At 38.6% G+C, this 22,286-nt stretch carries 15 protein-coding genes and 1 pseudogene; 10 read left to right on the top strand and 6 right to left on the bottom strand.

Going from position 1 to position 22,286, the window contains the following annotated elements:
• The first annotated feature begins 1 nt into the window (after position 1).
• From ASE92_RS10590 to ASE92_RS10560, 6 genes and pseudogenes are all read left to right on the top strand, one after another.
• Complete coding sequence (locus ASE92_RS10590; RefSeq protein WP_235527342.1) at positions 2–1,357, top strand: BNR repeat-containing protein; 1,356 nt, start codon at positions 2–4, stop codon at positions 1,355–1,357.
• A 365-nt stretch (positions 1,358–1,722) separates the two neighbouring features.
• On the top strand, positions 1,723–1,983 hold the full coding sequence (locus tag ASE92_RS10585; RefSeq protein WP_056850082.1) for a hypothetical protein: 261 nt from the start codon (positions 1,723–1,725) through the stop codon (positions 1,981–1,983).
• A 745-nt stretch (positions 1,984–2,728) separates the two neighbouring features.
• Positions 2,729–3,571: a cyanophycinase gene (locus ASE92_RS10580; protein WP_056850081.1), complete on the top strand. Its 843-nt coding sequence runs from the start codon at positions 2,729–2,731 to the stop codon at positions 3,569–3,571.
• Between the two features lie 235 nt (positions 3,572–3,806).
• A pseudogene (locus ASE92_RS21735) lies at positions 3,807–4,471 on the top strand (DUF6766 family protein).
• A gap of 368 nt (positions 4,472–4,839) precedes the next feature.
• Positions 4,840–5,376: a DUF4142 domain-containing protein gene (locus tag ASE92_RS10565; RefSeq protein ID WP_056850079.1), complete on the top strand. Its 537-nt coding sequence runs from the start codon at positions 4,840–4,842 to the stop codon at positions 5,374–5,376.
• A 72-nt stretch (positions 5,377–5,448) separates the two neighbouring features.
• Complete coding sequence (locus tag ASE92_RS10560) at positions 5,449–5,637, top strand: hypothetical protein (protein ID WP_056850078.1); 189 nt, start codon at positions 5,449–5,451, stop codon at positions 5,635–5,637.
• Between the two features lie 159 nt (positions 5,638–5,796).
• On the opposite strand, the gene ASE92_RS10555 is transcribed toward ASE92_RS10560, so the two are convergent.
• A complete protein-coding gene (locus tag ASE92_RS10555) occupies positions 5,797–7,881 on the bottom strand; it encodes a hypothetical protein (RefSeq protein ID WP_056850077.1) in 2,085 nt (694 codons plus the stop codon).
• A gap of 157 nt (positions 7,882–8,038) precedes the next feature.
• A complete protein-coding gene (locus tag ASE92_RS10550) occupies positions 8,039–8,290 on the bottom strand; it encodes a hypothetical protein (RefSeq protein ID WP_056850076.1) in 252 nt (83 codons plus the stop codon).
• 176 nt (positions 8,291–8,466) lie between these two features.
• Between ASE92_RS10550 and katG the strand changes: the two genes are divergently transcribed.
• The 3 genes from katG to ASE92_RS10535 all read left to right on the top strand — a co-directional run bounded on the left by katG (position 8,467) and on the right by ASE92_RS10535 (position 11,628).
• Positions 8,467–10,740, top strand: a complete 2,274-nt coding sequence (gene katG, locus ASE92_RS10545; RefSeq protein WP_056850075.1) for a catalase/peroxidase HPI — start codon at positions 8,467–8,469, stop codon at positions 10,738–10,740.
• Between the two features lie 144 nt (positions 10,741–10,884).
• Complete coding sequence (locus tag ASE92_RS10540; protein ID WP_056850074.1) at positions 10,885–11,100, top strand: hypothetical protein; 216 nt, start codon at positions 10,885–10,887, stop codon at positions 11,098–11,100.
• A 9-nt stretch (positions 11,101–11,109) separates the two neighbouring features.
• Positions 11,110–11,628, top strand: a complete 519-nt coding sequence (locus ASE92_RS10535) for a DUF421 domain-containing protein (RefSeq protein ID WP_056850073.1) — start codon at positions 11,110–11,112, stop codon at positions 11,626–11,628.
• A gap of 11 nt (positions 11,629–11,639) precedes the next feature.
• Here the strand turns inward: ASE92_RS10535 and ASE92_RS10530 are convergent, their stop codons facing one another.
• Together ASE92_RS10530 and ASE92_RS10525 are read right to left on the bottom strand one after the other, a co-directional pair.
• Entirely contained in the window at positions 11,640–16,466 is a 4,827-nt protein-coding gene (locus ASE92_RS10530; protein WP_056850072.1) for a chemotaxis protein CheB, read from the bottom strand.
• 5 nt (positions 16,467–16,471) lie between these two features.
• Positions 16,472–18,001, bottom strand: a complete 1,530-nt coding sequence (locus ASE92_RS10525; protein WP_056850402.1) for a GAF domain-containing protein — start codon at positions 17,999–18,001, stop codon at positions 16,472–16,474.
• 295 nt (positions 18,002–18,296) lie between these two features.
• Between ASE92_RS10525 and ASE92_RS10520 the strand changes: the two genes are divergently transcribed.
• Positions 18,297–19,070 carry an SDR family NAD(P)-dependent oxidoreductase gene (locus ASE92_RS10520; RefSeq protein WP_235527339.1) on the top strand — a complete coding sequence of 258 codons (774 nt, stop codon included), beginning with the start codon at positions 18,297–18,299 and terminating at the stop codon, positions 19,068–19,070.
• Between the two features lies 1 nt (position 19,071).
• Here the strand turns inward: ASE92_RS10520 and ASE92_RS10515 are convergent, their stop codons facing one another.
• On the bottom strand, positions 19,072–20,889 hold the full coding sequence (locus tag ASE92_RS10515) for a glycoside hydrolase family 15 protein (RefSeq protein ID WP_056850070.1): 1,818 nt from the start codon (positions 20,887–20,889) through the stop codon (positions 19,072–19,074).
• A gap of 155 nt (positions 20,890–21,044) precedes the next feature.
• Positions 21,045–22,136 carry a tRNA 2-thiouridine(34) synthase MnmA gene (mnmA, locus tag ASE92_RS10510; RefSeq protein ID WP_056850069.1) on the bottom strand — a complete coding sequence of 364 codons (1,092 nt, stop codon included), beginning with the start codon at positions 22,134–22,136 and terminating at the stop codon, positions 21,045–21,047.
• Positions 22,137–22,286 lie beyond the last annotated feature (150 nt).

Genomic DNA, 22,286 nt, shown 5'->3' with positions numbered 1-22,286 from the left:
CATGGATTTAAATTTCACTCTTTCTGCTCGCTTGAAGATCTTAATGAATAAACAATTGCTTATCTGTGCTTTAATGCTGTCTCTTTTGGCAAACTTTGCTGGTGCAAATGCACAAGAAATCAGCACGATTGCTTCCAATGGTTGGGCAAATAACTCTATCAATGCAGTCATTTTCAGGAAAAATTCGCTGGTAACGTTCAAGGGAAATCAATATGCCGCTTATTACGATAACGAACAATTTTTGGTTTTAGCGAAAAGAAAATCCGGAGGTCAAAACTGGACTATCGAAAAAACTCAATACAAGGGCGATGCTACAGATGCTCATAAATCCATCAGTATAATGGTTGATGGTGCGGGTTTTTTACATGTGGCCTGGGATCAGCATAACAATGACTTAAATTACGCAAAGGGTATTTCGTCAGGTTCGATTAAGCTTGGAGAAAAGCAAAGCATGGTTTCGAAAAAAGAAGGAAAGGTGAGTTATCCGGAGTTTTACAAATTGCGTAATGGCGATCTTCAATTTTTTTACAGAGACGGCGGTTCTGGGAATGGAAATTTAATGATTAACCGATATAGTGTTGAGGATAAAACCTGGAAGCGTGTTCAGGATGGAATGATAGATGGCGAGGGCAAGCGAAATGCATATTGGCAGGTAGCCATCGATCAGGCTGGGACCATACATTTATCCTGGGTGTGGCGAGAAAGCCCGGACGTGGCCAGTAACCACGACCTTTGCTACGCAAGATCGAAAGATGGAGGAGTAACCTGGGAGAAATCGACAGGTGAATTATATACCTTACCAATAAAGGCGACGAATGCCGAATATGCTATTAAAATATCTCAGAAGAGTGAACTAATTAATCAAACGTCAATGTTCGCCGATGATGCCGGCAGAGTATTTATTGCCAGTTACTGGCGCAATGCAGCAGATAAAGTTCCTCAATATCACATTGTATTTAACGATGGAAAACGCTGGGCAGTGAACGACCTAGACTTCAGAAAAACAGCTTTCAGTTTGAGTGGAGGTGGAACAAAAAAGATTCCGATTTCACGTCCCCAAATTATCACTTGGAAAAATGGAAAACATCATGCTGCTGGCCTCCTGTTTCGAGACGTGGAAAGAGGAAATAAAGTTTCGATGGCGGTAAATAATGATATCATGAGCCGAAACTGGAAGATTAATGATTTAAGCACCGAGGCGGTTGGAGATTGGGAACCCAGTTACGATACTGAGCTCTGGAAAAGTAAAAAAGTGCTCAACCTATTTTTGCAAAACGTGGTGCAGGTTGATGGAGAAGGTAAAACAAAAGCGGCGCCAACTGCTATACAAGTTTTGCAGTGGAAACCTGATAGATAACTACCTATAATTGGCATGCGTCTTATTCTCATATCATTATTGAGTATGGCTTTTCCAATAAATAAAAACCTGATGCATTAGCATCAGGTTAATCTCAACCAGAAAGTGTCATCCGTCTAAATTAAGGCTGGTTCAAAATAGCATAATTAATTATGCGCTAAATACCGAAAATACTTTTGCTACACTGCGCTAAATACCTAGCCTAAACGTTTGATAAAATAATTTATCTAGAGATTTGCCGCGATGATTTGTAAGTATGCAATTTTGCTTTTAATGTTGTTTTAGAGCAGATTATCGGGTAGGAAAAACCACGATTATTCATCGTTTGGCACGGTTTTGGGTTTAAGTATATAAACAAATTAATTATGGAAAAAATCTTAAATGCTGAAAAGGTTTTGTTTAATCAATTACACCTTTTATCAACTAGTTTTCCAAACATCAACTTAGAATTGAACAGCGATGCGATTAATGGATTAATATCAGCAATGAACATCCATACTTTGCAATACCTAAATCCTGTAAAAGATTTACTAAAGCAATTATCGAAGTTGAAACATATTGATTTGCCAATAGATGAAATAAATGGTTTGCAGAATACAATTGCGACCTTTTTTAATAAGCTATGATAGCTAGAACCAATCGGGCACAATTGCTCATTTCGAAATTTCAATATCCAGGCGCCCTTAGAAGGGCGTTTTTCAGTTAACACAAAAGCCTTCAATATTATTGAAGGCTTTCTAACGTAAACTAACCAAAGTATATGTTTGTCATAGGTACTGACGTGTTAACAACCATTAATTTATCCTTTTGTTTGAGAATTTCTCATTTCCTGATAAAAAATTTTTATAAGTCGAGGTTTGAAGCTCTTTTTCAGCATTTTGATTAACAATCAAGCAAGTTGTCGACTGACTTTTATCGGTGTTGAAATCTATTTCTTGTTGTAGTACTGCCTGTGGTAGTTATTTCGTCTCAGACCTTCATTTACCATTAGCCAACAATTTTTTTTCTGATAAAACCGAGCGACCTTTTATAATGTTGTTTTCATGACCAAAAAAAAGGAGCATGATGAACAGCGCAGAAGGATGGTTAGCGGATTCCACACAACGTCAAGAGTTGCTTCATACGGAGGTTAATAAGATTTTAACATTAACTCCTGTTACGAAGAAAAATCCGTCTTTGGCAGGGTAAACGCCCTAACCCAGACAAAGAGTCTAAACAAAGAGATCACCAGCAAGATGATCAGCGGTAAGTTTAAACCATTGATCACTTTGGCAACAGTAAATGGTCTTCGAGGGCTACTTTAAAGGCGTGGGCGGCGAGACTGCCCATACCTTCTTATTAATTGAAAATTGATTTTCTAACCAAATGCGTATGAATATTAAAGCGAGTTCGGCGCCGATTCCTAACGGTAAGCTGATGGTTATCGGCGGTGCAGAGCAAAAAGAAAGTAACAATCGACCCGAATCACACCAGGATCTTCTACTCCACTTTTTAGAGTTATGTGGAAAACCCAAACACATTGAAATTATTACTACGGCTGGTACAGAAGCCATCGAAGAAACCTATAAGCAATACGATGACTGTTTTCGGAAACTAGGTGCAAAATCAATCGGCCACATTAATCACGATTTGAGAGAGCAGGTTAGTGATGACCTTTTGGAACGTATAAACCTTGCAAACGGGTTCTTTTTTACCGGTGGAGATCAGTTAAAATTGACCTCGATTTACGGAGGAACTAAAATGATGAGTCAGCTTAAGCAACGCTATATCGAAGATAAAATCATTATCGGGGGAACCAGTGCAGGCGCTATGGCCATGTCGACACCCATGATTTTTGCAGGAAGTGGTGAAACTGAAATGGTGGCAGGGGAGGTGAAAATTACAACTGGTTTCGAATTTTTGAAAGATGTTTGCATTGATACTCATTTTGTACATCGAGGTCGTTTTGTTAGAATGGCTCAAGTAATTGCAACTAATCCGGCCTGCATTGGGATAGGGATAGAAGAAAACACCGCAATCATCATCAGCGAAGGGTTGAAAGCACAAGTAATGGGCTGTGGTGTGGTTATTATTATCGATGGCGAAAGGAGCAGGGGTAGTAATATTACCAGGTTTGACGAAAACAGAAAAATAACCATCCGAGATCTTAGGGTTTCCATCCTTTCCGATGGCGAAACATTTGAGTTGCCGGTAAGAAATCCTCCGCATTTGTAAATAGTTGGAGATCTTTCAACTCGGCGATTGCGTCCATTCGCTTTTCAACAAAATCAGCACTCAACATTTACACATCAAAAATTTAACAGAGATGTTCAGAAAAAAAACAAATCAAAAAAAATCCGGAATAAAAATAGTGATACAGGGGCGGTTTTGACAGCGAGAAGTTCAAGCGTGTCTTTTCCCGCTTTTGATCTTAAACAATTAGTCAACTTAAGCCAAAACTCGAATTACGATGGCGAATAAACTCAGGTCTTTTTTGTACAAGAACGGGCTTAGCATCGTTTTTATATCGCTTTTTTTAATTACGCTGGCGGCACAAGCATTAACCGGCTGGAAGCAGCATAACCAGGAACTGATGGAGTTGAAGCAAGATCAGTTAGCGTTTTCAGTTTATTTACAAAGCGGGCACTTTATCTCGGCCACCTTTGAAAATTTTGAAAGCGAGTTTTTGCAAATGGCATTATATGTGCTACTCACGATTTTCCTTCGGCAAAAAGGATCAGCCGAATCCAAAGCCTTGAAGAGAAGGAGGAAGTTGACCGCGAACCTGTTAACAGGCCAGATGCTCCGTGGCCTGTAAAAAAGGGCGGATGGGTGCTGATGTTATACAGAAATTCTCTTTCCATCGCCTTTGGAATTTTGTTTCTGTTCAGTTGGGCAATGCATCTTTATGGAAGTTGGAAAAACAGCAACGTTGAACAGCTTGCGAAGAACCTTCCTCAACAAAGTGTTTTCCAGTACCTCACAAAACCCGAGTTTTGGTTCGAAACTTTTCAAAATTGGCAGAGTGAGTTTTTATCTGTTTTTTCGATCGTATTTCTTACCATTTACCTTCGGCAAAAGGGTTCGCCCGAATCTAAGCCTGTAGATGCACCTCACATGGAAACTGGAAAATAATATTATTTCTAAATGTAGTGATGGCCTCATATAAGCGATAGTAGCGTTAATTTGTCTTCAAGCCAGCACACCTGTGTGGTTATAGAATCTGGTTTAGCGCTTAGCTTAAGGTATTTTCCATTCACCCCATTGATCCCCATAGAATGCCTTAAGTCCCGTATCAAAAAAGGTATTTATGCGGTAAACCAAGTCATTCTCATGCTTGTTTTTGTTACAGGCAGTTACAATGACGCATTTGTATGGACATGTCCATTCGTCTAACTGTCAGACAATAACGCAGTTCAATGGGAATAGTTTGCTATGCAAAATATAGTTTCGAGACTGTAGAGAAGAGGGTAAATGATTTGAAATAAGATAATACAATTACTATGAAAACAACAAAGACCAACACTCGCCGGGATTTCCTGGCAACATCGATCAAAACAGCAATGGTACTAGGTGCCGGCGCATCTATCGTAAGCAATGCTTTAAATCCAATTGCAGCCTTGGCTCAAAGTGCCGATTTGACCTTACAAGCGAAGATTGCGGTATTAGGTACCGCATCGCTTCAAACCAGTCAGCTTGCGTTAACCAAAGCATCTAATCCCGATGTGAAGCTCTTCGCTAAATTCGAGGCTGCCGAACAAGAGGTGATGGGCAAGATTCTGAAGGACATGGGAACGCCAACACCTGCACCAAGTGAAGAGAGAAAAGCGATGCTCTCCAAACTACAAACATTAAGCGGCGCTGCCTTTGATAAAGCGTTTATGCAAGGACAGGTAGACACCCATAAAAAACTGAAGGATGCCGTAAGTGCACTGATGAATGCCAGCAGCAATAAACACATCAAAAATGTAACGGCATTGGCTTTGGCAACTATTCAGGAACATACCGAAAGAGGGCAGATGCTTTTGGGTAAGCTATAGGGGAATTTTGCTCAGTCTTTGCCCGGTAACATTAGCTACTTCACAATTAAGGTATCTATAATAAAAAATTAAATGAAAAAGCAGATGAATGATGAAAACGAACAGACTCCGGAGCAAGATAAGGAGTTGGCGGAGGAACCTGATTATCGTGGTATAGCCGGATCAGGTAGTTTAAATTCAACAAAAAAGAAAGTCCAGTTGGATGATATTGAAGATGAGCCTAACCAAGATCAAGAGAACCCGCTAACCCGTGGAATTTAGCATTAAAACAAAAACTAGCTCGGCATTTTAGTTAAGGCATGCAATAGGTTCTAGTCAGACGACGATTACTTTAGCCGCGTTTTACCTTTTTTAAACCGTAATGAACTCTCGTTTCAATCAACTATTTAAACGAGAGTTCATTAGAAAGGCTTTATCTTCTTAGTTTTCTAACCAAACCATTTGGGTATAGGCGCCATTAGCTGCAATATCCCAGGCTTCAACCCTTATCCATTTTCTGCCTGATAAGTTTATTGGCCAGCTAAATTGTTGTTTTCCGAATGCCCGTGTATTGGATAAAGAAATTCTCTCCCGAAAAATTTCCTTGCCATCGCCAGAGACAATATCTATGTGATTTAAAGGAAAAGTCCAATCAAGATTCATATTCACTCTTACATTTCCATCCTTGTTTAGGCTTAACGTTTCTCCAGATTTTTTTCCATTTACATTGAAAGCTGGAATCAATACTTCACCAGTTGACACGAAGAATTTCCCCTTACGAATGGCATTCAATACGCTTTGCCATCCTTGCTCGTAATTTGGCAGTTTATCCATTTCCAAATAATTCACATTGAGGTGGGCATACATTTCATTCTGATGCGTGATGGTAAATATATCGGCCTCGGAGATTACATGTTTTTTCAATCCCCAATTGGCCATGTCATCCATTAATTTAAGTACCCGTTGACTGAGCGTTGGAATCGAAAGGTCTGCTGGAATAGCTTTCCAGGCAGCTCCAAGAAACGTTTCTGATTTGAAGAAGTCTTCGTCTTTGTAGGCGTCGGGATATCCGGTAGAGGCTTTAGTTCTGGCGTGAGCGGTCCAGGCTAAACCTTTTTCCAATTCCAAGAGTTTCAACATTTCTGCCTTATCTCCGATGTGATATACTTTCCCTAGTTTTGGGTCATTCATTACAAATTGCTCATTTCCCTTTCGCGACATCACCCAATACACTGGCTTAGGAAAAAAAGCAAGCCAATGGCCTCCATAGAAGTTATTTGCTTCTTCACCCGGAAGCAAGAGAAACTTATTATCTGATAATCTTTTGGTTTGCTCAAATAATGCCGTTAACTCTTTCAATCGATCATTATCTGGTCCTTTTGGATGCCCTGGTCCATGAAATTCTGCCAATTTCACAATGTCTAATCCATGTTTTTTAAGTACATCAACAAATTCGGGTTTTTCCGGAATAGGTTTTCCTGCAAGTACCACATCAGATATAAATTCATTATGGAAATGTGTAGCCATTGTTTTATATCCGGAAACTGGTTTGTAAGCATCCTCGTGGGTAAATTTTTTCACCTTTGCCAACGCAGATGCTGCATTTCCTAAATCAAGTAAGCAAAAGAAATTTAATCGCTGCTGGGTTTTCGGTGGCGCATTAAACCATGGTACATATCTGTTATCACCGTAAGGATCCTGGCGGATACCCATCCCAAAACCTGGAATCAAATTATGAAAGTTATTTCCGTACCAGGTAAACTTCAAATTAAAGGCTTCATCCAATGGATAAAAATACTGATGTGGCGCAGGAAACAACGCCAGACTACCTGTAGCATTTTCACCAATAATTGTGCGGTACTTTACTTCCAGATTCCGACTACTATCGGCAGCTTGTGGCGTAGCTTGTTGCAGCTCATCCTGAACGTTTGCCCAAGCCATCTTTTTCCAAATGGCCTTTTTATTCACCAATCCGGCATCGTATAAAATTGCTGTAGAATCTATGTCGGTCGCCATTAGCGCGGCAACATTAAAAAGCGGACTTCCATTATACAACGTAATTTCAACAGTACCTTTAAAACGATCAGCATTTGCGCCATCTATGGTGATAATAGTCCTTTGCCCGTTCGTACTTACCTTCGCGTGCTGCTTGTCTATCGTAACTGGGTAAGATTGAAATGGTTTCTTCGGAACCCGATCAAAAAAAACGTCCCATCCGCCGCTTGATGGACTTAAAGAACGTTTTCCGATGGTCAGTACAAATGCAGCATCCAGATCAGCTCCGATTTCCTTAAAAGATTTATTATTTCCCAACTGAACGCTCTTTAGCATCGGGTGATCTTTTTCTAAGTCGATAAGCATTTTGCCGGTTAAATTGTTTCCGGCAGGCCATGTTAATGTAATTACTTTTTGGTTAACAGTAACTTCAGATCCATTTTTTTTAAATGCCGAAAGATCTACTGATTTGGTTTGTGCACAAACTTTAAGAGAAAAAATTAGTGCACATACAAGGAAAGGTTTTCTCATAATAAACTAAAATAGATAAAATATAAAACAGATAGGATTACCTCGTGTAATAATCTTATTATACAGTTTTAATACTTTCTAAATCGTTTTTATGAGTGATTTTTGGCAGAGATAAATTTGTCCATTCAGGGGCGACATTTAACTCTGCGAAATCAGCTTATTCTTCTTTTTCGTTTCCTTGCTCATAACGCTCATCTCCTTTTTTATCTTCATGTACAATAAGAGAATCGGGAGCTGGGGCAGCATTATTTGAGCCAGTTCCTGAAGTTTTTGGAGTGCTCAGGATGTCATTGTCGCTCTGATCTAGTTGATCATTAAAATCTGTATTACCTAATGCTTTTTGGCTCAATTGTTCTTGATCTGATCTTTCATTTTTAAGATCAACATTGTTTTTATTATCGTTTTCCATATCGATAACAACAGTTAGGGAAAGTTAAAGTTTCAGAAAACCTCCAAACAAGATAATAGATTTTGGCTATCAAATTATAGAATTAAATGATTGGGATTATCAGTGTTAATCCGTTACTTTTATAATACTATCAAAACACAGGTAGTTAGACTGTAAAACCTTAATGTATTATTATAATGGAGAATGACTCAAACGACATCAGTAAGTGCCCTTTTCATAATGGCAGCATGAAGCAAAATGTAGGTGGCGGCGGAACCAGAAATCGCGACTGGTGGCCAAATCAATTGAAAATTAATATTCTACGTCAGAATTCTTCTTTGTCTGACCCACTAGGTAAAAATTTTAATTATGCTGAAGAATTTAAAAGCCTCGACTTAGAAGCGGTTAAACATGATCTTCATGAGCTGATGACCGATTCTCAAGAATGGTGGCCAGCAGATTTCGGTCATTATGGTGGTTTATTCATCAGGATGGCTTGGCATAGTGCAGGTACTTATCGCGTTGGCGATGGCAGGGGAGGCGCAGGTGCAGGACTACAACGTTTTGCGCCACTAAACAGCTGGCCAGACAATGTAAGTTTAGATAAAGCCAGAAGATTGTTATGGCCTATTAAGCAAAAATATGGGCAAAAAATCTCTTGGGCAGATTTAATGATTCTTGCTGGTAACATGGCACTACAATCAATGGGTTTCAAAACTTTTGGCTTTGCTGGTGGACGAGAAGATGTTTGGGAAGCCGACGAATCTGTTTATTGGGGTTCGGAAAAAACGTGGCTTGGAGGTGATGTTCGTTATGCGCATGGATCTGAGGGTGTTAAGGATGAGGGAGTTTTGGTTAGTGATGATAATGCAGATGGAGATGTACATACCAGAAACCTGGAAAAACCTCTTGCTGCAGTTCAAATGGGCTTAATTTATGTTAACCCTGAAGGACCTGATGGCAACCCTGATCCAATTTTAGCGGCGAAAGATATTCGGGATACCTTTGGAAGAATGGCCATGAATGATGAAGAAACGGTTGCGCTAATTGCAGGCGGACACACGTTCGGCAAAACCCACGGGGCGGCATCGTCAGATCATGTAGGCAAAGAGCCGGAAGCTTCTGATATCGAGAGCCAGGGATTTGGCTGGCATAATAGTTATGGGTCTGGCGCTGGTAAGGATACCATAACAAGCGGTTTAGAAGTAACCTGGACCACCACTCCAACGCAATGGAGTAACAATTTCTTCGAAAATCTATTTGGGTTCGAATGGGAATTGACTAAAAGTCCGGCGGGTGCACACCAATGGGTTGCAAAGAATGCAGATGATATTATTCCTGATGCCTTCGATGCAACGAAAAAGCACAAACCTACCATGTTAACTACAGATCTTTCTTTGCGTTTCGATCCTGCTTATGAAAAGATCTCTAGAAACTTTCTGGAAAATCCTGATCAGTTTGCTGATGCTTTTGCAAGAGCCTGGTTTAAATTAACGCATCGCGATATGGGCCCGGTTGCAAGATATCTTGGTCCTGATGTTCCAACAGAGGAATTACTTTGGCAAGACCCAATTCCAGCAGTAAACCATGCCCTGGTAAATGAATCCGATGTAGAATTATTGAAATCGAAAGTATTGCAATCGGGCTTAAGCGTTTCCGAATTGGTTTCTACCGCATGGGCTTCAGCCTCAACTTTTAGAGGATCTGACAAAAGAGGCGGCGCCAATGGTGCACGCATTCGTTTGGCGCCACAGAAAGATTGGAAAGTGAATAACCCGGCGCAACTGCAAAAAGTATTGTCTGTTTTAGAAAATATTCAAAGAGATTTCAATGCTTCACAGGTTGATGGTAAACAAATTTCTATCGCCGATTTAATTGTTTTAGCTGGTTCGGCAGCTGTTGAAAAAGCGATAAGCGATGCTGGCTTTACCAATAAAGTACCTTTTACTGCAGGGCGGATGGATGCTTCTCAGGAGCAAACCGATGTCGAGTCGTTTGGATACCTCGAACCACAAGCAGATGGTTTCCGTAACTACAGCAAAACGCGTTTCACTGTTTCTACTGAAGAGCTATTAATTGATAAGGCGCAATTACTTACGTTAACAGCGCCAGAGTTAACCGTGTTATTAGGTGGTTTAAGATCACTGGATATCAACTTCGATGGATCTAAAAATGGTGTATTAACGCTAAAACCTGGTCAGCTGAGTAACGATTTCTTTGTGAATTTGTTGGATATGAATACCGCATGGAAAGCAGTTTCTGATGATAAAGAAGTTTATTTGGGCAGCGACAGAAAAACTGGTCAGCCAAAATGGACGGCTACACGTGCAGATCTTGTTTTTGGTTCAAACTCAGAGTTAAGGGCAATTGCCGAAGTTTACGCTGGTTCGGATGCTAAAGAACGGTTCGTTGCTGATTTTGTGGCAGCCTGGGCTAAAGTAATGAATCTAGATCGTTTTGATTTGGTTTAAAATAAAGCTTAGACAGATAATTAAGGGCGCCATTCAGGCGCCCTTTTTTGTGTTATAGAGATCTTATTATCGGTGGGATATCATTAACCTTTCGAGATTATTACACTTGAAATTCAGATTATAATAAACATTTTTTCGTTCATTATGTTAGAAATATTAATCAAAACATTTTTAACTATGGATATCAATCACGAGAATCACTACAACAATAGTCAGGAAAATGAATCAGTTTCTAATTCACACAATAAGGAACAAAACCGAACGGTTGCAGGTATTAACGACATCAGTAGAGCATTTTGGGATGAGATTAACAACGAAATCGCATCAAATGATTTGCCGCTGTGGAGAATGTGGCGCTAAATTTTATGCATGGAACATTTGTTTTTTAAAGATTGGCCAGCTGTATTTCACATCATCATCTGTGCAGTAATATCATATATTGTCCTTTTCATATTTATCCGGATCTCAGGAAAAAGAACACTTGCCAAGCTTAATGCATTTGATTTTGTAGTGACCGTTACACTAGGTTCCACGTTATCATCGATGATTTTAAAAAAGGTGCCGCTTGTCGAAGGTTTCGTTGCCCTTATCACCATTATTGCCTTACAATATCTCCTGGCATTCCTGGCTAAAAACTCTTCAAAAATGGAGGATGTGATCAATTCTACTCCTACGCTTTTGTTTTATGATGGAAAGTTTATTCTACCCGCCATGAAGAAGGAAGTGATCACCGAAGAGGAGATTTACTCGGAGATCAGAAAATATCGGCTTGAAAGTCTGGAAGATGTTCAAGCGGTGGTAATGGAGTTAAATGGAACTTTTACGGTAGTTAAAAAGTCAAATAAAGTTGGCCCAAGTTCGCTTGATGATATTGAACTTGAGCACTAAAGTAACTTTCATTAAAGAGGGATTTCAAACCAAAATTCCGACCCTTTATTTTCTTCGCTAATTACGCCAATCTCGCCTCCATGTCTTTCTATAATTTCCGCCGAGATATATAAGCCTAGGCCCAGTCCGGAGAATAAGTGTGAAGATTCTTCTACTCTAAAGAACCTGTCGAAAATATAATCGGCTTTGTCTTTCGGAATTCCAATACCAAAATCTTTTACAGCGACCCGTAAACTTGCTTCTTTTAGCTCTGATTTAATAATTATTTCATCTGAATGTGGCGAATATTTCAACGCATTAGACAGGAAGTTAGAAACCACTTGCTCAATTCGGTTCTTATCAGCATGTACAATCACATCTTTTTCCATTTCCATGGTTACCGAGTGTTTTCCCAAACTTCCTTGCATGCCATCAACTGATTCTTCAATTACCTCATTGATATTGAAGTCTGAAAATGTAAAGACCATTTTCCCAGCCTGAATCCGGGTAACATCCAGTAAATCATCAACTAGCGAAGTCAATTTACCTATTTGTTTAGTAGCCTTATCAATAAAACCCGAAATATGTTCGAACTTTTCTTGTTGAGCCATTTTAAGCGCAAATTGTAAATAACCTTTAATGCTGGTGATAGGGGTTTTTAATTCGTGGCTGGCAATACTCATGAACTCATCTTTTTTGCTCATCAGATCTTTGGTCGCCTCTTGCGCAATCATTAAATCGGTCACTTCGAAGGCAAAAAATGCTACACCATCAATTGCACCATTATCAGAGAAAACAGGGTTAAGGATAATATCGAACCAACTGTCTTTTATTACTCCGGTGTTTTCGTCCTTTTGCTGAAGTTTGTAGGAGTTCGCAATAAATGTTTCTCCGGTAGCTAATACCTTCTTTTCAATATTTTTAAGCTCTTCAGTTTCAAACTGCGATCCTTCCTGAAGTTGTATTTTTCCAATGTAGTTACTGCCTCCGTCAAATTGAATAAAAGCTTCGTTTACAAACTCATATACTAAATCTTTACCTCTTTTGATAGAGATTAAAGCAGGAGCTTTTTTGAAAATACTGTAAAACTCATCCTGCTGCTTTTTGATTAACTTTTGAAGTTCGTTGCGGCGTTTCTCATTGTGCTTTTGCTTGCTAATATCGATAATATAAGAAACAGCGTCTTTTCCATCTTCATCGTCTAAAATAGCCGAGCCCACTAATACATCGATCGTTTTACCACTCTTAGTAATGTATTGCTTTTCAAACGGCGGACAAAAACCTTCGTTCTTAACCATATCAGCCGATATTTTGCTAATCGGAATAAAATCAGGAGGGGTAATGTCATTCCATTTGATTATACCTTTCTCTAGATCCTTCGAAGTATAGCCAAGCATATCAATGAAAACTTTGTTAGCTGTTTCAATTCTTCCGGTTTTAACATCAGAGAAGATCATCCCGATTACGTTCGAATCAAAAATTTTGCGGAATTTCTTTTCTGTTGAGTTCAGTTTTGTTTCTGTGTCAATTAAAACGGTAATATCCAATATAGAGCCTACCATTCGATATGGAACTCCGTTATCATCTAACAAAATGCTGCCGCGGTCGAGAATGGTAGCATAGCTTCCATCGGCTTTTTTAAGTCGATATTGCGAGGTCCACTGCGTTTCAGAATTATTAATGGCTTCGTAAACACTGTCTTTTACTCGTTTTCTGTCATCAGGATGAATATTTTCGAAGAAAAAAGAAATGTTCTGACTACCCGGATTGTTTTCATAACCAAACATTGTGGCAAAGTTATCGTTCCGCCACATGGTGTTATTGGCCAAATCCCAATCCCAAATGGTGTCATTGGTGGCCTGAGATACGAGATTGAAACGCTCTTCGCTCTCGGAAAGCTTAACTGTACGCTCCAGAATTTTTTGTTCCAGTTCTGTATTTAATTCTTTTAAGTTTTCTCTGGTGCCCAGTAACTCGTTATAATTTCGTTTTAACTTTTCTTCAGATAATTTTTGTTTTGTGATATCAGTAATGGTGGCAGCAAAACCGTCGGCCATTTTTACGGCAACAATTTCTAACCAGACCTTTTCGTTAAATTTTAACTCAAATTGTAAAGATGTGCCTTTCTCTACTACATTGATGTATTTATTAAAAATATTTCCATCAGCAATTTCAGGTAAATGCTCGAGAAGTTTTCCGCCAGCAAGTTCTTTTTCATTCTTACCAAGAATTTTTAAGGAAGCATCATTAAAAGATAAACATTCAAAATCGGTGATGAAATGTTGCTTATTTCTTACTGCTTTAAAAGCAATTACACCATTTAAACTGGCATTAAAAACTGCAGTAATGATGTTGCTTAGTTCAGTTAGTTTCGAGATATCAACGAATGTAATCACCACACCATCAATTTTCTTGTCTTTTCTGATGTATGGCATAATCCGCATCAAACTGCTGTTGCCATTTTTGATGTGGATTTCTTTTTCTACAATCTTCCCTGTTTTGATAACTGAATCTATATCCTTATTTAAATTGTCCGTTTTAATGTTATTCGAAATATGTTCAATTGAGCGACCAATATCGGCTTCAATTAAATTAACCATGCTAATTGCAGCAGCGTTAAACTTGCGGATGTACATCCCTGAATCAACGAAAATCTGCCCTATATCGGTACTTCTGAAATAGTTATCCAGGTCATCGTTTAGTTCAATTAACTCCTTAATTTTAACCTGATGCTCGGTATTTAAGGTATGCAATTCCTCATTCAATGATTGTAATTCTTCATTACTCGATTGCAATTCCTCATTTGCAGAAAGTAGTTCCTCATTGGTAGATTGAAGCTCCTCATTGGTGGTTTCCATTTCTTCAACTGCCAATTGAAGATTGTTTCTGGTTTCGTTCAGCTCTGCCTCCAGCTCAAAAATATATTCATTTTGATCGCCGGTATGGTAATTTACCAAGCCTAAATCGTCTTTCTCAGGAATAGTTTCTAAAGTGCTTTCGCCAAAAACCACCAAGGTGAAGGTACTGGTATCTGTAGATTCAGGAGGCTGAACTGAAATATTTAAATAGTTTTCTTTGTCGTTTGAAGAAAATCTAACTCTTTTTAAATGGGTAATTTTGTTGTCTTTCCAGGCGCTTCTCAAAGCCGTATTTAAAATGATAGAAATTTCTTTCGGTACCATTTTCAATATATTCAGCTCCAGTTTATCTTCAGGGAGAAAAAGAAATTTACGATAATCACCAATCGCATCTTGCATCACGTAGGATTTGTCTATGTAAATGCCCACGTAGCCTAAATCTCTAGTTAAAAAGTTATTGAAACTTTTTTCAATTGGGCTAATGGCAAAATCGCTGGAGCTGCTTTTCTTTTTGCCTTGATCCGAAGTCTGTCTCGATCCCGTATTATAGGTATTGTAGCTGGAGTAGTTGATCACTCCGGTTTTCTGATAAATTTTCCATTTGCTCGAAACTTCGGTTAATCCAGCTCGCAAAGACGATGCAGTTTCACTTGAGCCCAGCATTAAATAACCATTCGATACCAACGAAAAGTGGAATATGGACAGTATTTTTTCTTGTAAAACACTATTCACATAGATTAGCATGTTTCGGCAGGTAATCAAGTCATTCTTAATAAACGGAGGCGACTTAATTACATCGTGCTTGGCAAAAACAACTTGTTTCCTAATGCTTGGAATTACTCCATAGAACTTGCCATCTTGATGAAAATATTTTTTGAAATATTTCGCTGGCACTTCTTTACTGATACTCGCAAGATATTGGTTTCTGGAAGCAATTTCGATACTTTTATCATCAATATCAGTAGCAAAAATCTTAACATCAATTTTCTTTTTCGATTTCTCTACACATTCATTGGCTATAATGGCAACAGTATATGCTTCTTGTCCGGTGCTACAAGCACAAACCCATATTTTCAGCGTGTCACCAGCAGATTTCTCTTTTAAAACTTGATTAACCTGATCGGCAAATGCTTCAAAAGCACCTTTATCTCTAAAAAATTTAGTTACTCCGATTAAAAAATCCTGCCCCAAAATGGCAACTTCCTTTTCATTTTTCCTCAGAAATGCGACGTATTGATCGAGGGTTTTAATACCATTCTCATTCATCCTTCGGCCAATTCTCCTGATGATTGTTGGCGTTTTATATAAATTAAAATCGTTGCCACTCTGTAAATGAACGAGTTTAAAAATCTCATCCAAAAGCTTTTCATTTATTTTGCCATTCTCAAGCACTTTCACAGGCTCCTCATTAACATAGTTGAAAAGTTCTTTGTGCATATCTGGCGCAGCAAGTATGTGATCTACATTGCCCGATGAGATTGCACTATTGGGCATTCCATCAAACTTTGCGGTTGAGGGTTCCTGAACGATAACCATACCGCCATTTTCTTTAATCGCCTGAATTCCTTTGGTACCATCAGTACCTGTGCCTGACAGTATTACCGCGATTGCTTTTTCTCTTTTATCTGTGGCTAGCGTGTATAAAAAATGATCTATCGCCGTATTAGGAGCTTTGATAACGGATTTATCTGCCAGTTTCAATCGCCCCTGGTTTACCGTCATTAATTTGTTGTTGGGGATGATATAAACACAATCTTGTTGAATAGCCATGTTATTTGCTGCTTCAAAAACCTTCATGTGGGTATGCTTGGCGACAAGTTCTACCAGCAAACTTTTATAATCTGATGAGAGATGTTGAATAACTACAAAAGAGAAGCTGGTGTTGCTAGGCATGTGATCAAAAAACTCATGTATAGCTTCTAAACCACCTGCCGACGCTCCAATTGCAACAATATATTTATCGTATCTTTTTGAAGTTTCTTTAACTACTTGCTCAGTCATTCCGTTTAATTATAAATTTGTTTAGCCCTAAATTCAAAAAGGAAGTTTCTTAAAGATTCAGCCATTTCCAACTCAGTATCTTGCCAATCGCTAGATTGCCCGTAAATAGTTTGTAACCATTGTTTAAATGAATTTCTTGGATGATAATTAATACCATCTTTTTCGAATTTTATAGCCTGATTAGGATCTCCGCCCCACTTAATATTTTCTATTACCTCAGGCCTAAAGCAAATCAAAAACTCTCCTTTGCTCGCTTCAATTGGAATAACCAGCAAACCACTCGCTACAGCAGCATAGTTTTTCGCCTCCTCGTAAATTTCTCCTAAATTTTCATTCGCAAAAACTTTATTAACCCCTTTTCCTTCAAGCCAAAGGACAAGATTCTCCAAATCATCCATATCAGGTACAGTGCCTAAAGTTTTAATTTTTCCGTCTAAGCTTAAGGCCGCACCAGTAGCATTAAACAACGAAAGCAGGTTTTGGTTTTCGTCTGTTAAAATTCCTTTAACGATGTCGTTTTCGTAATAAACCAAGTCGGTAATTATACTTCGTTGATGCAACAATTTAGTATGATCTATTAACTGCTCATGTTTTATAATGGACGAAATCCGATAGGAAATTTCCATGCTTAACCAATCAAAAACTGATCGGCTTTCTACACTGAGGTATTTGCTGGTAATGTGGTGGCATGAGATTAAACCCCACAAAGCACCATCGACCATAATGCGTATAGACATAGATGCGGTTACATTCATATTGGCCATATATTCCAAATGTACGTTGGCCACACTACGTAAATTACAATCTGAAAGATCTAAGAACCCATTGGTAATAGGATTAATAACCGGGAAAAGTTTAATGGTTTGATAATTTCTATTCGGAATTAAACGAAACGGATTTTTTAAATACAGTGCTCTGGCTTGTTTCGGAACGTCAGAAGCAGGAAACGTTTGTCCTAAATAACTTTCTAAATCACCAGTTATCTCTTCGGCAATTACGGTTCCGTTCCAGTTTTTATCGAAACGATACATTCTAATCCCATCAAAACCAGAAATTCTTCTAATCTCTTTAATACTCGCCTCACAAACATTTTGCAAGCTTTCGGTACTTTCTAACGTAGAAATAAACGATCTTACTTGCTGAAATACTTTGGTAAAACTTTGCTCAGATTCGTCATCTAGCATTTCTATTTCAAGGATGATAAATTCTTTTTTAACATGAGCCAGAATATTTACCGGTTCAGCAAGCGATCCATTTTTTAGTGAAAATTGGAAGGGCAACCGATTTCTCAAACCTTTGCTCACTCCGGCTTTAAAGTGTTCAAAATCTTCATCAGATAAATACTGCTGAAAAGGATTAGATATACATTCTTTGGCGATGCAACCAATTATTTCGTTAACATTTTCACTGGCTTGAATGATATTAAGATTTTCGCTATCTAGAACTAAAAGATATCCAAAATCCTGTATGGAGTTGGTTTGATGGATGGCAAGATTTCCGCAAAATTCTGCATCGTAATTATTTTGTTGAGTCATTTTTTTATTTTTCACGCCCTGTTCTCAGCACGGTTTAGGAGATAGATTTAATGTGATGGAACTACATGTTGTTAGATAGCAATGAATTAAGTTTTAAATTGATAGCAATTGAAGTGTCAGCAGTTCTCAACGCCTAAAAATATGCAAAAGCTATCTAAAAACCATCCTTTATATTCAAAATGGTACTCCTTCTAATTTTAGAAAATGTACTGCCGTTTGCTGAATCAAACGATAGTTGTTTTTTAAATCTTTTAAAACATTATAGGCCAAACAGACCTTTAGTATTTAAAATTTGATGATGAATCGTTACGAAAATAAAATAGCGCTGATTACAGGAAGCAGCCAGGGAATAGGAGAGGCTTGCGCATTGAGATTGGCCAAAGAAGGTGCTGACATTATACTAAATGGGCGCAAATTTGACGAACGCGGAGAAAAATTGATTGCCGAAATCGAAGCCATGGGCAGAAAAGCCAAATTTTTAGCTGCTGATGTGAGTAAGACTACCGAAGTTTTAAAGCTTATTGATGATGCAACAAAAGTTTTTGGATCGCTGGACATCCTAATCAATAATGCGGGCTTAGAAAAAAAAGCAGATTTCTGGGAGGTAACAGAAGAAGATTACGACATTGTAATGGATACGAATTTCAAAGGTGTTTTTTTTGGCATTCAGGCCTTTGTCAAATATTGTAAAAGAGAAAATCGGGCGGGTACCATCATTAATATGAGTTCTGTTCACGAAGAGATCGTATTTCCGCACTTTGCAGCGTATTGCGCAAGTAAGGGCGCATTAAAAATGTTATGCAGGAATTTGGCTACCGAACTTGCACCTCTAAATATTCGAATTAACAATGTTGCACCGGGTGCGGTAACCACGCCAATTAATCAAGATTTGTTAAATAATAAAGCACAGTTAGAGAGTTTGTTAGAGAATATTCCGATGCGGCGCATGGGTAAAGTGGAAGATGTTGCTGCAGTAGTTGCCTTTTTGGCTTCTGATGAAGCTGGTTATGTAACAGGCTCTACTTACTTTGTGGATGGTGGCTTAACCTATCACTACGAAGAACAGTAAGCTAAAGCTTACTGGTTCTTCTTTCTATTTGTTTATTCAATTCTACTGCTGCGCTAATTAAAGCCAAATGTGTAAAGGCTTGAGGAAAATTGCCCAGGTGTTCGCCTTTCTTTCCTAACTCTTCACTGAACAAATGAAGGTGATTGGCATAACCTATCATCTTTTCGAAGTTTTCTACCGCACGTTCTATTTCTCCACTTTTAGCCAAAGCTTCAATGAACCAAAAAGAACACATATTGAAGGTGCCTTCTTCCCCTTCAAGACCATCAATATTTCTTAAGCCATTATTGTAGCGATAAACCAGAACATCAACCAATAATTCTTCGTCGATAACCTTCATAGTAGAAAGCCAACGCGGTTCTATAGGAGAAATAAAATGAGTCAAAGGCATCAGCAGCACGCTTGCATCTACATGTGTCGCTCCTTTGTATTGCACCCACGCACCCAGTTTTTCACTCCAGAAATTGTGATAAATATCGTTGTAGATATCACTCCTGATTTCATGCCATTCATTTTCAGGATAGGGAAAAGAGCGATGTTCAGCTATTTTAATTGCCCTATCGAGTGCAACCCAACACATTAAACGCGTATGGAGAAACTCTTTTTTTTCACTTCTGATTTCCCATATTCCATGATCGGCCTTTTTCCAGTTTTTGATCACCTGGGCAATTTGTTTTTCTATAAGGGTCCAAAACTCATAGGTAATTGGTTTATACGATTTATTATAGATGTAAATCGTGTCAATCAATTCTCCGTAAATATCAATTTGCAATTGTTTTGCTGCCGCATTTCCGATCCTGACGGGCTTAGAAGAACGGTAGCCTTCAAAATGTTTCAGCTCTTTTTCTTCGATGCTTGTTTCTCCATTAATTTGATAAACCAACTGCAAATCAATTTGTTGGCAGAGGCTAAAAATCCAGTCGATGAATGCGGTTGCCTCATCGTTAAACCCTAATTTTAAAAAGGCATACATGGTAAAGGCCGCATCTCTAATCCACGTATAACGATAATCCCAATTTCGGTTTCCTCCAATGGCTTCGGGAAAGCCAAAAGTAGGGGCGGCTACAACAGAACCATGTTTTACAGAAGTAAGAAGTTTTAATGTAATAACCGATCGTCGTATCAGTTCACTGTATCTTCCGCTATAACTGGTTTTGTTAATCCAGTCAATCCAAAAGTTTTTCGTTTGGTGATAGGATTGCTCTTTATAAAACCCAAAGTCTTTTCCTTCTTCGCCATTTTCTAAAAATTCGATTACGATTGTGGCCACTTCGCCCTCCTCTAAGGTAAATTCACTATAACCGTTTTTCTTGGTCACCCTTAAGGCTTTATCCGAAATCATATTGATTTGCAGATTTTCTTTCTTGCAGATAAACTTAATTTCTGTTTCCAAACATTCGGTTTCGTAGTCGCTTTCTGAATAACCAAAGCGAGGAACGCAACTTACCTTGAAATTTATACTTCCGCGTACAGTTTTTATTTGTCTTACAATAGCACTATTAAGCGCAACATTCCCTTTTTCGATAGGCATGAAGTCGGTTAGCTCCGCTATTCCCGCATCAGAAAAATAGCGGGTCAGTAAAATTGCAGTCCCAGGCAAATAGAGTTGTTTACTGGTGAAATTTTCTAAATCGGGTTCAACGGCAAAAAAACCACCTTTTCTCGAATCGAGCATGGTGGCAAAAACGGTAGGAGAATCAAAGTTTGGTGCACACATAAAATCAATCGACCCTTGTAAGGATACTAAAGCAACGGTTTTAAGGTTGCCGATGATGCCGTAATTTTCAATTGGCTGAAAAGGTCGTTTTGTGTGATTCATATCTGCTAATAATGGGTCAATTCCTTTAATAAATAAGTTTAAACGCTTTTTGTTTGCTTACCTCAGCATTTGGCTAGCACCTGCAAGAATGTTTGGGCAAAAAAAATCCCGACTAAACTTTCGTTAGTCGGGATCATTATGTCTTCTGGAGGTGATTACACTAAGAAACCGCCACCCAGTAAATCGTTTCCTTCATAAAAAACCGCAGATTGTCCTGGTGCAATTGCCGATACATTATGATCAAAAACTACACGCATTCTGTCTTTTTCTTGCACAATGGTACTTAACATTCCGGCATCTTTATAACGGATTTTGGTAATGACATCGTTCATTGGTTCTTCAATGCTTGCATATTTGATCAGGTTAATGTTACGCACCATTGCTTCTCTACGTTCCAATTCTTCAGCTTTTCCTAAAACAACGGTATTGCTTTCTGGCAAAATTTGCGTTACAAACATAGGTTCGCCAAATGCCACACCTAAACCTTTACGTTGCCCAATGGTATAGAAGGGATAACCTTTGTGCTGGCCAACAACCATTCCATTGCTTAGAATAAAATTTCCGCCGGCAACTCTGTCTTCCAAATCTTCAACTTTATGTTTCAAAAAAGCTCTGTAATCATTATCAGGTACGAAGCAAATCTCATAACTTTCTGATTTTTTAGCCAATTCTTCCTGGCCCATATCCAATGCCATTTGTCTGATTTCGGACTTCGCAAAACTTCCTAACGGGAATTTAGTTCGCGAAAGATTTTCTTGCGAAACACCCCAAAGCACGTATGACTGGTCTTTATTTTCGTCTTTACCTTTTGAAATAACATAACGCCCGCTATCTTGCTGGCGGATGTTTGCATAATGACCGGTGGCAATAAATTCGCAATCAAGTTTATTAGCACGTTTTAACAACGCTTCCCATTTAATATGCGTATTGCACAAAACGCATGGATTTGGAGTTCTTCCAGCTAAATATTCATCAACAAAGTTATCAATTACATAGTCGCCAAATTCATCGCGGATATCTAAAATGTAGTGTGGGAAACCATAGTTTACCGCAAGTGTACGGGCATCGTTAATACTATCTAACGAGCAACAGCCGGTTTCTTTGCTACTTCCGCCTGCGCTGGCATAATCCCAGGTTTTCATGGTTAAGCCAATTACTTCATAGCCTTGCTCATGCAACATTACTGCCGCAACCGAACTATCAACCCCGCCACTCATGGCTACCAGAATTCTACCGTGTTTACTCATTTCAAAATAATTGGATGCAAAAATAAGGTTTATTTACCTCAATTTTTCTAAAGCAAGTCAGTTACTTGTAAAAAGCAGATCGTACATTCTTTCAAATCTTGACTCAAAAAGCCTTTCTGAATGCCTATTTCCTTATGATTCGCTATTTCT

It is taken from the genome of Pedobacter sp. Leaf41 (genome assembly GCF_001422545.1).
In the GTDB taxonomy this organism is placed as follows: Bacteria; Bacteroidota; Bacteroidia; order Sphingobacteriales; family Sphingobacteriaceae; genus Pedobacter.
Note: the sequence above shows the minus strand (reverse complement) of the source record. Positions and strands in the feature narration are given on the sequence as shown.